This window comes from Paenibacillus sp. Aloe-11 (genome assembly GCF_000245715.1).
GTDB classification, from domain to species: domain Bacteria; phylum Bacillota; class Bacilli; order Paenibacillales; family Paenibacillaceae; genus Paenibacillus; species Paenibacillus kribbensis.
In genome coordinates, this window is the sequence record NZ_JH601057.1 from 116,101 (window position 1) to 129,312 (window position 13,212).

Here is a 13,212-nt window from a genome sequence, read left to right on the forward strand (position 1 = left end):
TTATTCGTCCTCCTTCAGTTCTTTAACTCCGTCTCCCGCCTTACATACATAAAAGCTGGCCTCCAGCCCCGTCCGGGTCTGATAAGCTTCGCCGACTTCCTGTACAAAACGTTCCACATCATCTTCGTGAACCAGTGAAACCGTACAACCTCCAAATCCAGCTCCTGTCATACGCGCACCCAGTGTACCTGAAATGCGTCGTGCTTCCTCAACCATGACATCCAGCTCCGTACAGCTGACCTCATACAAATCGCGCAATGAATCATGCGAGGCGTTCATCAACTGTCCAAAAGCTGCGAGATCATTGGCCGCAAGCGCATCGACAGAGGCCAGCACACGCGCGTTTTCCTCTACCACATGCTGTGCCCGGCGGCGCACTGTTTCATCCGCTATGTGATGCTGTAGCACGCCGAAGCGGACCTCATCCAGCTGAGCAAGGTATTCCAATGTCGGCTCCTGCTGCTGTAAAATAGACAGCGCTTCGGCACATTGGCTGCGGCGCTCGTTATAAGCTGAATCCACCAAACCGCGGCGCTTGTTCGTGTTGCCGATCACCAGCTTATAGGCACCGGTGCGGAAGGGCACCTTACGGTACTCCAGCGTATCGCACATCAGCAGAATGGCATGATCAGCCGCTCCGTTCGCGACAGCGAACTGGTCCATAATACCGCAGTTGACACCAACGTAATTGTTTTCTGCCCGCTGGGACAACAAAGCAATTTCGACGGTATCTGTTGCTTGTTTTTCGATCGTGAGGAACGCATATCCCGTTACAACCTCAATGGAGGCAGAGGAGGATAATCCGGCACCATTCGGTATTTCTCCATGATAGAGCAGGTCGTATCCACTAGTCGGATAAACTTCCTTTTTAGCCAACTCCACCAGCACACCCACCGGATAGTCCACCCACTCATCGGTTTTGTTTTTACCTATCTCTCCGCGTGGAATAGAACCTTCATACGAAAGGTTTGTCGAAGCAAAATGAATCTCATCATCATTGCGCGCACGAAGGATCAGTGTCGTTCCGAATTCCAGCGCAGCCGGGAGTACATAGCCACCATTATAGTCGATATGCTCTCCAATCAGATTGACCCGCCCAGGTGCGTGAAATATCCGCAGCTCATGACTGCTTTCACCATATTTTTCAATAAAATGTTTCTTTAATTCAGCAGAGTTCATATCCACATCCACCTCATTCACGTTAGTAAAGGTTCCCTGACTTCCCTGTAAAAATCATAATCAGGTTGACATCTCTTATGAATTCAGTATAAATGAAAGCGCCACACAGTGTAATGCATCCATGTGTTGAAGCTATGGATAAATGTGACTTGGACATGTACAATGTAAGTATACCGCATTCGCTAAACTATTCACAAATGTAGGAAGGATGACCCTATTTTGCAAGCGCATTCATATAGTTATGCTGTCGCCTCTAATCCGGTGCTTTACGAAAATAGCCCGCTGCATGTGCTCTTTGCAGGGGAGAGCCAAACCAAATCCGGTCATGCCGTCGGGCCCAAGCTCTATGATTACTATCTGCTTCATTTTGTCGAATCGGGGAAAGGTATTTTCCGAACGGAACAGCACACATACCGGCTTGAAAAAAACGATTTTTTTCTGATCCACCCTGGTCAGCTTGTGAGCTATACCTCGGATGAAGAAGAACCGTGGCGCTATCGTTGGTCAGCATTTACCGGATACCTCACCGAGCAGGTGATACAGGAAGCAGGACTGCGCGTTCATCAGCCTGTCTTCCATGCCTCCGATCACAATCCCATTCCCGGTTATCTGGAGCAAATGCAATTGGCCTTCTACAGCAGAAAATCCAGCTCTCATCTTTCAGCACTCGGCTATTTGTATCTGATCATGGGAGAAGCAGGTAATCATCTGAGTGACTGGTCTGATCCGTCAGGAGCAGATTCGCAAATTCGACGCACAGTCAAGCAGATGGTTCAGTATATGTCCACTCAGTATGCACATCCCGTTTCCATTGAGCAAATGTCTGAAGGACTTGGGTATAACCGTGCGTACTTGTCACGGATATTCAAGAAGGAGACGGGCGTCTCCCCCGTGACCTATCTGCTCAAGCTGCGAATCGACAAATCACGTCAGTTGCTGCGTGAGCGTCCCGAGCTGTCCGTGGAGCAGGTAGCCGCCTCGGTTGGACTAACGGACGCTTTGTATTTTTCGCGTCAATTCAAGCGTTTCTGCGGTCAATCACCCACTGAGTATCGAAACAAGGTTAAGCAATATCCACAGCCTTAGGGATAGGCTTTACAGGCTGCATAAGCCTGCACACACTCAGCCCGACAATTGATCTTTTTGCAGCCAAGGTCACGGAGGATAGATTCAGCATGGTTCACAATATGACAAACAGCCCACATCCTTCAACGATGCGGGCTGTTACGTGTATAGTATTTTTTGACAGAATGAATGAAATCGATTATTGGGAAATATCTATTGGCCTTCAGGCTGTGCCTCTATCCTAATCCTGGGTGTTCCCCGCATGCAGAATGGAATCAATCCGATCCAGTTCCTCCTGTGAAAAGTCCAGATTGGACAAGGTGGCAACATTTTCTTCTATTTGGCTGGCACGGCTGGCTCCGATCAGGACGGAGGTCAGTCGTTCACCGCGCAGAGCCCAGGCCAACGAGAATTGAGCCAAACTTTGTCCGCGCGCAGCTGCCATTTGATTGAGAGCACGTACCTTGCGGAGTGTTTCAGGCGTCACATGGCTCTCATTCAAGAAGACTGACGTACTCGCCGCACGCGAATCTTCTGGAATGCCGTTCAAATATTTATTGGTCAGCAATCCCTGAGCCAGCGGGCAAAAGGCAATGCTGCCTATCCCGTTTTCGTCCAGTACATCCTGTAATCCGTTTTCAATCCAGCGGTCGAGCAGAGAATATTTCGGCTGATGAATCAGAAGTGGGGTTCCCAGCTCCTTCAAAATACGTGCAGCTTCTGCCGTTTGCTCCGCGCTGTAATTAGACACACCTACATACAGTGCTTTGCCGGAACGTACGATATGATCCAGCGCCTGCATCGTTTCTTCTAGCGGTGTATCAGGATCAAAGCGGTGAGAGTAGAAGATGTCGACATAGTCCAGCCCCATCCGCTTCAGGCTCTGATCCAGGCTGGAAATCAGATACTTGCGTGAACCCCAATCCCCATAAGGCCCCGGCCACATATAGTAGCCTGCTTTGGTTGAAATGACCATCTCATCCCGATAGGGTTTCAGATCACTAGCTAATACTTGTCCAAAAAATTCCTCTGCTGATCCTGCTGGAGGGCCGTAGTTATTGGCGAGGTCAAAATGCGTAATTCCCAAATCAAAGGATCGGGTGATCATGCTGCGGCCATTTTCCGCGTTGTTGATTCCGCCAAAATTGTGCCACAAGCCCAACGAAATGGCGGGCAATTTGAGGCCTGATCTCCCTGTGCGGTTATATTTCATGCTTTCATAACGATTATCGTCAGCCAAATAAACCATGCTATCCCTGCCTCTCTCGAAACATTCTTATGTCCGGTACAACAATACTATAGCGCTTTTATGCGACCGTTGACAAGAAAACGATTACAACCCTAATTGATCAGCGAGTTGTGCCATAACCTGTCCAATCGGGTCAGTGATAAGCAGGTCGGCCTTGTGATCATAGGAGGTGGGGTCGGTATTGAGCAGAACCGTATGCTTACCGTGGAAATAAGTGATCAGACCTGCCGCAGGATGCACGGTCAACGACGTTCCCCCAATTAACAGCAGATCGGCCTGCGAAATGGCCTGAACGGATCGAACAATGGTATCCTGATTCAGCTCCTCCTCATATAAAACAACATCCGGTTTGATAATTCCCCCGTCCACCGGACATTTGGGTACGACCTCAGAGCTGCTCATTACCTCATTCAGACTGTAAAAGCGCCCGCACTTCATGCAATGATTGCGATGCACCGAACCGTGAAGCTCAAGTACATTGACACTGCCTGCGGCCTGATGCAATCCGTCAATATTTTGTGTCACCACCGCTTTAAGTCGGCCTTGGCGTTCCAAGGACGCAAGAAAACGATGGCAGCCGTTCGGCTCCGCATCGGGATGCAGCATTTTGCTGCGATAGAAGCCGAAGAACACTTCAGGATGCTTGACAAAAAAAGAACGGCTCAGCATAACCTCCGGGGAATAAGGCAGTTTTTCCTCATTCTGATACAAGCCGGCCGCCGAACGAAAATCCGGAATACCGCTTTCCGTCGATGTCCCGGCTCCGCCGAAGAAAACGATATTTTGCGCATCCTGTATCCATTCAGCCAGCATTTTTACTTTGTCCATGTTTCACGCACCTCCAGTTCTTCATATGCGCGGATAACCATGTCCGCATCCAGCAAATGAGCCGAACGTTCGGGCTCCGGCGCAAATCCAATAGCCAGCCGCACTCCGGCACGCTTCCCCATCTGCATATCCCCGTTGCTGTCTCCGATGACAACTACATCTGATGGTGACAGTCCCAGTAAAGCGCAGGCTTTTTCAGCCATTTCTGGATCAGGCTTGCCGTATGTAACCCTATCGTGTCCAATGACCTCGTCAAAATAGGAGGTCAGCCCCATCCATTCCAAATGCTCCTGTGCGGCCTCTGTACTGTCAGAGGTCACAACCGCCAGCTTCACCCCGGCGCGGCGGCTTTGCTCCAGCAACGTCTGCAACCCCGGAAACACCTTCGCTGCCCGCTGTCTTCGAATATCAGTCATCGCTGTTTTATTAAAATCGCGGACAAGCCGCACAGCCTCATTCCACGGCACGCCAGCAGCATACAGCTGCCAAGCGAGTACGCCCGTACTTTCATCCACCGTTCCCATAGCCAACGGACCGGAAGGATCATAGCCGATCACGCGCCCCTCCCGGTCATGAATCGTGCCTAGAACGCTATCTTTTGCCACTGTAAAACCGGTACCCGACAAGGCAAGGTGCTGCTCCATCATATCCAGTATAGAACGAGCCCAAGGGCCCCACAACTGAATAAAATCCAGCAGCGTGCCATCCTTATCCAACAAAATGCCACGGCACGAATACCGCTCCCCCTGCACGATCAGCTCAGACATGCAGTATGCCTCCTTTACTGGTTTTTAGGAGCCCCATCCACCACACTCTCCTTCATCCAGTCCTGTAAAGCCGATACCGTCTGATTCCATTGCTCTACGGCACTAATTGTTGCCGCTTTATCGCCTTTTTGAGCTCCATAGCTGCCAAACTGGGCATGATTGCCTCCCTCAACTGTAAAATATAACGTATTGGCTGGCAAATAGGCTCTGCCACTCTGAACCTGATCCATATCGATAACTCCGTCATCACTTCCCAGGAGAGAAATGACCGGCAGATTCTTATCCTTTAAATTGCCTTTGCTGTCCGGGTAGGAGGCGAGGAAAAATACGCCCTTGACTTGATCGGCGTGTGCAGCAGCATAGCGGGCCGCCATCACACCACCCAACGAATGGCCTCCAATGACAAATGCTTCTTTCGGATAAGCCTTGAGCACTTCACCCGCTAAATCGGGGGAAGCCAGCGGCAAATTCAACGGCATTTTTGCAATGATCACATGATGGCCCTTTTCCGCCAGACGGCGTGCCAATGGCGCGTAACTTTCGGGCTTCACCAGCGCTCCCGGGTACAAAATGACTCCGGCACCGCTTCTTTTGGCGGGCTCAAAACCAACCCAATGCTCTTGTTCATTTACCTTCACAGCATCAGCGGCTTCTGCTAATGCAGCTGCAGCCTTCTCATCAGGCTGATAAGGTGTAAACACCTTCCATGCTCCCCAGCCTGCGATCAGCACAATGACAATCAGGATGCCGAGGAGGATTTTCCATATTTTCCGGGGACCGCGTGTCCCATATGAATGGTATGATCTTCTTGTACTTCTTCTCATTTTAAATGTTCCTTTCACCTTGCCTGCCTCGTGTTTCAGCTTTTGAATAACTTTGAATATGCAATGTGTAGCAAGTATTCACCAGTGTAACTATAGCCATGTTAGGGTAACACCGTTGTACATTCAGGGTCAAATCAGCAAATATTTCCTAGTGTTGGCCTATCTTTATCCGCTGTTCAAGCTTTCGCCACATAATAAGGACATGATAGCGCTTACCATTGTGAATTAAATCACAATGGTAGAGTCCAGAGTATCGTACCTTGTTCCTTGTAAAGAATTATTTTTTAAATAGTTTACACGGCTGACTGCCGTTCGGAGGGAAACACATGACGACAAGCCATGATATACAGGGGGAAAGCTTCTTTCTCAATTTGCGATTTATGTTGATCATATGTGTATTTGCGGGGAATGCTCTGGAGCCGCTAGCTAATTCATTTCATATCGCCCAGCAATGGTTCAGCTGGATATTTATGTTCCATATGCCGTTGTTTGTGCTCGTTACAGGCTATTTTGCCAAGTCCTCCCTGACGGGACCAGCAGGCCGTAAAGTTCTTCTACAGATTGGCATGCAATATCTTATTTTCCAATCGCTCTATTCTGTATTGGATGTTGCACTCTTTCACGTTCCACGTATCCATCATTCTTTTTTCGCACCTTACCTGCTGCTCTGGTTCCTTGCCAGCCATATCTGTTGGAGACTGTTGATGCTCGCTTTGCGGGGAGTGCCGCCTGTCTTGCAATTGGGCATATCCGTGCTACTGGGCATCCTTGTTGGATATCTCCCTGTGGAGGGTATATGGCTAAGCGTATGCAGAACCTTTGTTTATTTACCTTACTTTATAGCAGGGTATCATTTGAATTATGCGGACGTTCACCGCTTCTTTACAGCTCCAGTTCGAATCATCGCTGGTGCTGTATCCCTTCTGCTCATGGTGTTGGCGGGAACGTCGTATTTCGGCATCCCTGCAGGCTGGCTGTATGGCAGCATGACTTATGGTGAGCTGGGCCATACCGAATGGTACGCAGGGATTTACCGTATCGGCATGTATGGCGTTCAATTCATAGCCTCCATGGCGTTTTTAGGCTTAGTTCCAGCAATCACAGGACGTATCACCGAGATGGGTCGGCGGACATTATACGTCTTCTTGCTCCATGGCCTGATCGTCCGCACCGTTGTTGCGAAGGGAGTCTACGAATATATAGATACACCGGTGGAGATTATTTTAATCGTAGTGTGTGCAGCAGGTCTGTGCTGTTTGTTGACTATGCCCTGGGTTCGGATGGCAACACGGCCTCTGGTTGAGCCACAAGTAGATTGGATGCTTAAACCAGCTCCTTATCCTTTTAGACGATCTGCATAATTTTATTTAGCTGGAGCTCACCCGTTTTATAGCGGTGTGGGCTTTTTCACATTCACTTTTTGTCATTTCTCGAAATCCTCATATATGTAGAAAAATGCTCACATCTATGATAGACTCTTTAGAAAACATCTGCGCTCTTAACGGCGTCTATTCAGCGCCATATCATTTTTATACTTTGGGGGGAAACCAGCATCATGACAGCAAAGACGAAAATGCGTTCCGATATGATTAAAAAAGGCTTTGACCGCGCTCCTCACCGCAGCTTGCTGCGCGCAGCGGGCGTTAAGGAAGAAGATTTTGACAAACCGTTTATTGCGGTATGCAACTCGTATATTGACATTGTACCGGGTCACGTTCATTTGCAGGAATTCGGCAAAATTGTCAAACAGGCCATTCGTGACGCAGGCGGTGTACCTTTCGAATTCAACACCATCGGTGTAGATGACGGCATTGCCATGGGACATATTGGTATGCGTTATTCTCTGCCAAGCCGCGAAATTATCGCCGACTCTCTGGAAACCGTTGTTTCAGCGCACTGGTTTGACGGCATGGTGTGTATTCCTAACTGTGATAAAATTACCCCCGGCATGATGATGGGTGCATTGCGTGTTAACATTCCGACTATTTTCGTCAGCGGCGGCCCTATGAAAGCTGGTAAGGACAAAAATGGACGCTCTATCTCCCTGACCTCTGTCTTCGAGGGTGTAGGTGCATTCCAGGCGGGTAAGATTGACGACCAAAGCTTGCTTGAATTGGAACAATACGGCTGTCCAACCTGTGGCTCCTGCTCAGGAATGTTCACAGCCAATTCCATGAACTGTCTCGCTGAAGCGCTGGGTCTGGCTATGCCAGGTAACGGTACCATTCTCGCAGTGGCAGAAGAGCGTAAAGAATTCGTCAAACAATCTGCACACCAATTGATGGAATTGATCAAGCTGGATCTTAAGCCACGTGATATCGTAACTAAAGAAGCCATTGATAATGCATTTGCGTTGGACATGGCCATGGGCGGTTCCACCAATACGGTATTGCATACTTTGGCATTGGCTCATGAAGCTGAAGTGGATTACCCTATTGAACGTATTAATGAAGTCGCCAACCGCGTACCTCATTTGTCCAAATTGGCACCTGCTTCCGATTATCACATTGAGGATGTTCATAATGCAGGCGGCGTAAGCGCAGTGCTGAATGAACTGTTGAAGAAACCGGGCGCACTGCATGGCGACTGTATTACGGTAACCGGAAAAACTATTCGTGAAAACGTAGAAGGACAGGAAATTCTCGACACGAATGTCATCCACAAGCTGGACAACCCTTATTCCGAACGCGGCGGACTGGCTGTACTATTCGGTAATCTGGCACCACAGGGCTCCATTATTAAAGTCGGTGCAGTTGATCCTTCTGTTAAGGGGTATCACAAAGGTCCTGCCATCTGCTTTGATTCACAGGAAGATGCACTGGCTGGCATCGCCAACGGGAAAATCAAGGAAGGACACGTTGTTGTTATCCGTTATGAAGGTCCTAAGGGCGGACCGGGTATGCCTGAAATGCTGGCTCCAACCTCGCAAATCGTGGGCATGGGACTTGGTGCCAAGGTGGGTCTGATTACAGACGGACGCTTCTCTGGTGCATCTCGTGGTATCTCCATCGGCCATATTTCCCCTGAAGCCGCTGAGGGTGGTCCTATCGCTTTTGTTGAAGACGGCGATATTATTGAGCTGGATCTGAACAACCGTAAGATTGAGCTGCAAATTTCGGACGAAGAATTTGAACGTCGCCGTGCCCACTGGAAAGGCTTCGAGCCGAAGGTGAAGACTGGCTACCTGGCACGTTATTCCAAGCTGGTAACGAACGCAAGCAACGGCGGAATTATGAAAATCTAATGCTTGACTAATATATGTTTTATAAACAGTTAAAAAAGCCTCCCGCTCCCTGATAACAGAGGGTGGGAGGCTTTTCCAGTATTAGGTTGACTGCTCTGATCCTGTGTCCGCTGCTTGTGAAGCTCTAACTGCTGTTTAAATGGAGCTAGCCTCATCATTCACTTCGCCCTGGAGCACATGCGCAGCTCCCAGTTGATTGGTTTGACCAAGGGCCGAATCTGCCTGATATGCCTCCCCTTGGTGAAAACGGTCAAACAAAATATCAATTGGCATCACGATCATTTTAGGTACCATCACCTCTTTTTTTTCGTTCAACTGCTCGAGGCCCGAAGGATGGATGACACTAAATAACAGCTTTAAATATACGGTCGACGCTCCCTTGAACAGTCCTTTGGGTAGCTCTTGAATTTGAAATCCCAGCTTCTCTGGTCCGCGGTTAATCATACTTACTGCATAGACAGCCTTTACACCATTCATTCCAGAATCATGTACAAGCTGATGGGCAAGATCAGGAAGCTGCCGCTTCACGATTCGGATCAATTGAATAGCCAAATGCACCACAGACTTTGCTGTCGAGCCTAAATGAAACAACATTTTATTATCAAAATGAAGCTCGACGATCGGGTCTCCCTTTTTTAGCCACCTACCGTTCTCCATGTTTACATTCGGTCCATGATAGGTACGACGACGATAATAAAAAATCGTATCCTCCTTGCTTACGGGACGAAGCCGGAATAAAGCGTGGAATAGGCGCTCGTAGAGCAGCCATCCAAATACCAGCGTTTTTTTGAACCACCCCGTACCGGCCATCTCACTGGCAGCTGAAATAAGGACAGGCTGACCAAACAATGTATCCACCCGTACGCTGCGCAATTGCCGTTCTTGGGCGGCCAGCAGAAGCTTCTCTAGCGCGATTAGCATATTCTGAGGGGCCTCTTCGTCTGCTCCCAATGTCGTACCACAGTCATGGAGCAGCATCACCTCGCCACCCCTCAGCTTTTTGAGCATCCGCTCCGCCAACTGTTTTGCTCCAATGCTCGCCTTCCAATCCCCAAACATGGAGGACCATAATACAATTCGACGACCATTTGTTTTAGAAATATCAAAGAAGTTCACAATTCCCCATGGCGGACGGTAGAAGGTCGTTCCCTTTCCTGTTACCCGGCGAATGACTTCTTCTGTTTGGGCAATCTGCCTTCTGACAGTAACTGGCCGCATCAGCCAATTCGATTTATGCACATAATTATGAATCCCGATCAAATGACCTTCATCATGCATGCGTTTTAGAAGCTCGGGATGCTTTTCCGCATTGATGCCAACGACAAAAAAAGTAGCCTTGGCATCAAAACGCTTCAATAAATCCAGCAACTGCGGTGTATACACCGGATCAGGACCATCATCAAAGGTGAGCGCAAATTCCTGCTCGCTTTTGCCACGTCGAAACACTCTGAACCCAAAAATACGACTGACTAGCGCCGGAATAAAAGCATAAAAAGTTGAAATGTAAAACATCCATAACAGCAAAGTCTGCACGTTTTATCCCCACTTTTCTATTCTGTACTCCCAAGCTGGATTCCTGAGGAAAATTCACTTACTTATATATTATCATAAAGCGTAAGCATGCGGACATTTTGCTATTGCATGATCAGCATTGAAGTCCAATTTTAGTGTACAATAAATAAAAATCTTAAAGGAGTCGTTGTATACATATGCTTCCATTGTACAAAAAATATTGGCGTACCGTTTTTGATATCGGCCTGATTGTATTAACCGTGTATTTAATAATGTTTGTATCCAGCAAGCTGTATCAGCTGGCGGCACCAGTATTCCTATCGTTCGTCGTGTTCTGGTGCATTGAACCTGCAGCCCGTTATTTCCATCGCAAAGGGATGAAGAAGCCCTTCGCCTCCGCGCTCTCCGTGTTGCTGTTCATCATCCTTTTACTCGCTATTTTTTTCGGACTGGGTTTGATTCTGGTTACGCAATTTACAAAAGTCGCGCAAAACCTCCCACATTATACCCAGATTATCCAAACGGAATTCACGCGATTTCTTCATCTTTCTCAAGATAAAATTGCTGCTCTACCTTCGGGTGTTACCGAACGTGTGAATGAATATTTTGCGACTGCGACCACGATTGCTACCAAATGGGCACAGCTCGGATTATCCTTTTTCATACAATTTCTCAGCTCCTTCACTGTTTTTATGGGCAATTTTGCCGTTGCAATCATTTTAGCGTTCTTTTTAAGCATGGAAATTAATCTCTGGAAGGGAATTGCCCGTAGTAAAACTCCCAAGACACTAAAAACGGCTTACCTTTTTCTAAAAAACCACGTGCTTAAAGCGATCTCCGCCTTTCTGAAGGCTCAAGCCTTACTGGTAGGGATTACCTTTATCCTTGTATTTATAGGTTTACTCATTTTGCAAGTGGATAATGCCCTGTCATTGGCACTTGTGGCGGCGTTGTTTGATATTCTCCCCTTGCTGGGTGTGCCTGTTATTTTTATTCCGTGGGCAGTGTATTTGTTCATTACAGGGAATACCGGCTTGGCTATCGGGCTGCTTATTGTCATGGCTGTCGCGGTGATCGTCCGCCAACTGGCAGAGCCTAAAATCACTGGAAATTCTATCGGTGTCTCATCTGCCTATCTGATGCTTTCCTTTGCCATTATATCGTTATCCATTTTCGGATTGGCCGGATTAATCTTGTCTCCGATTCTGATTATTTTGCTCAAGGAATTGTGGCAGCAAGGCTATCTGCAACAATGGATTCGGTTTCCGACAGAAGAATTTGACGAGCCCCCGTTTATTGTCAAAATTCAGGAGGAGGACCGTGAGACTGCTCGTGGAGCCGAGGAGAATTGAGCCAGCAGATCCATCACCTGTCCGAACAGTGCAGTAGCCCGATTGGCAGAGTGCGTTGGAGCATTTTGCACCAGGACGGCAACAGCATAACGAGGTCGCTCTACTGGACCATAACCGATAAACCATTGGTGATTTATGGAACGGCCGTCCTTTAAGGCTTGGGCTGTACCCGATTTTCCAGCCAGATGCCATGATTTATCACGCAAGGATACGCCTGTACCGTGGGCCACGACTTTCTCCATCGCCTCGCGAAGCGTGCGGGCCGTGGAGGCATGAATCGGGTGGCTTCCCTGGGGTGCTGGTGAAGCATGAGCAGGTAGCTCTAGCATGGTGCCTCCATCTGCGTAGCTGATGCGATTCACAAGGCGTGGAGCATGGACCTGGCCGTCGTGCAGCAAGGTGACGATGAGATTGGCGGCTTGGAGGGGCGTGACCAGCACGTCGCGCTGACCGATCGCTGTCTGTACACGTACGCCCCGATCCGCCGCATTCGTATGGGAGCCGAATACGGCTCCCTTTTCCTCGTGATCCAGCGGTCTGAATTGCGGCAGCCCTGCAAGATTTCGCTCCTGCCAGCCCACGGTTCGGCTCAACCCCAGCGCAGAGGCCGTAGCCTGAATTTGCTCAGGCTTAAGCCGTTCGCCAAGATGAGCGAACACGATATTACAGGATACGGCAAGCCCCTCTTCCAGGTTCAGGGTGCCGTGTCCTTCTTTTTTCCAGCAAGTCAAACCGTACTTGCCATAGGTTCCATGACAATGGAACTGCTCCTTCGGTTGGACAACACCTGATTCAAGTGCAGCCGCAGCCGTAACCAGTTTAAAAATGGAACCGGGGGTTACCGCCTTGAGCGCGCGATTCGACCAGTCTGTTGTCTGCTGCGGATCGACACGAACGGGATTATAAAAAGGACGAGACACCATCGCCAGCACATCTGCATTACCGGCATCAAGTACAACCACTGCACCTTCTGCCAGGTGATTGGCTTCCGTCAGCTTTTCAAGCTGCTCCTGTAAGGAAAGATCAATAGTGGTCTGCACCTGTAGCGGATAGTGAGCATTGGCTGGAGCACTGACCCGCAGTGATACATGAGCCAGCGGGCGTCGATGCGCATCCACAAACCGGGAGACGAATGTTTTACCCACGCCACTCAGCAACGGCTCCAGCGTTCTTTCCAGCCCGGCTGCGCCGA

General features: G+C 48.9%; 11 protein-coding genes. 4 read left to right on the forward strand and 7 right to left on the reverse strand.

The window, feature by feature from the left end:
* Positions 1–1,179 carry a galactokinase gene (locus WG8_RS17755; RefSeq protein WP_007431605.1) on the reverse strand — a complete coding sequence of 393 codons (1,179 nt, stop codon included), beginning with the start codon at positions 1,177–1,179 and terminating at the stop codon, positions 1–3.
* Positions 1,180–1,398: 219 nt separating this feature from the next.
* Here WG8_RS17755 and WG8_RS17760 point away from each other — a divergent pair, with 219 nt between their 5' ends.
* Positions 1,399–2,265: an AraC family transcriptional regulator gene (locus WG8_RS17760; RefSeq protein ID WP_007431606.1), complete on the forward strand. Its 867-nt coding sequence runs from the start codon at positions 1,399–1,401 to the stop codon at positions 2,263–2,265.
* 220 nt (positions 2,266–2,485) lie between these two features.
* Here the strand turns inward: WG8_RS17760 and mgrA are convergent, their stop codons facing one another.
* From mgrA to WG8_RS17780, 4 genes are all read right to left on the reverse strand, one after another.
* A complete protein-coding gene (gene mgrA, locus WG8_RS17765; RefSeq protein ID WP_007431607.1) occupies positions 2,486–3,493 on the reverse strand; it encodes an L-glyceraldehyde 3-phosphate reductase in 1,008 nt (335 codons plus the stop codon).
* Positions 3,494–3,577: 84 nt separating this feature from the next.
* Positions 3,578–4,321, reverse strand: coding sequence for an NAD-dependent protein deacylase (locus WG8_RS17770; protein WP_007431608.1), 744 nt, complete (start codon positions 4,319–4,321; stop codon positions 3,578–3,580).
* Entirely contained in the window at positions 4,309–5,088 is a 780-nt protein-coding gene (locus tag WG8_RS17775) for an HAD family hydrolase (RefSeq protein WP_007431609.1), read from the reverse strand. The genes WG8_RS17770 and WG8_RS17775 overlap by 13 nt, the downstream gene beginning before the upstream one ends.
* A gap of 14 nt (positions 5,089–5,102) precedes the next feature.
* A complete protein-coding gene (locus tag WG8_RS17780) occupies positions 5,103–5,912 on the reverse strand; it encodes an alpha/beta fold hydrolase (RefSeq protein WP_007431610.1) in 810 nt (269 codons plus the stop codon).
* 326 nt (positions 5,913–6,238) lie between these two features.
* Here WG8_RS17780 and WG8_RS17785 point away from each other — a divergent pair, with 326 nt between their 5' ends.
* Complete coding sequence (locus WG8_RS17785) at positions 6,239–7,273, forward strand: acyltransferase family protein (protein WP_007431611.1); 1,035 nt, start codon at positions 6,239–6,241, stop codon at positions 7,271–7,273.
* Positions 7,274–7,467: 194 nt separating this feature from the next.
* The gene (gene ilvD / locus WG8_RS17790) at positions 7,468–9,156 is read left to right on the forward strand and encodes a dihydroxy-acid dehydratase (RefSeq protein ID WP_007431612.1); all 1,689 of its coding nucleotides are present in this window, start codon (positions 7,468–7,470) and stop codon (positions 9,154–9,156) included.
* Positions 9,157–9,291: 135 nt separating this feature from the next.
* On the opposite strand, the gene WG8_RS17795 is transcribed toward ilvD, so the two are convergent.
* Complete coding sequence (locus WG8_RS17795; protein WP_007431613.1) at positions 9,292–10,689, reverse strand: polysaccharide deacetylase family protein; 1,398 nt, start codon at positions 10,687–10,689, stop codon at positions 9,292–9,294.
* A gap of 176 nt (positions 10,690–10,865) precedes the next feature.
* Between WG8_RS17795 and WG8_RS17800 the strand changes: the two genes are divergently transcribed.
* Positions 10,866–12,020 carry an AI-2E family transporter gene (locus tag WG8_RS17800; protein ID WP_007431614.1) on the forward strand — a complete coding sequence of 385 codons (1,155 nt, stop codon included), beginning with the start codon at positions 10,866–10,868 and terminating at the stop codon, positions 12,018–12,020.
* Here WG8_RS17800 and WG8_RS17805 read toward each other — a convergent pair.
* Positions 11,975–13,212, reverse strand: a 1,238-nt coding sequence (locus tag WG8_RS17805) for a peptidoglycan D,D-transpeptidase FtsI family protein (protein ID WP_007431615.1), incomplete at its 5' end; no start/stop codon positions are given. The genes WG8_RS17800 and WG8_RS17805 overlap by 46 nt on opposite strands.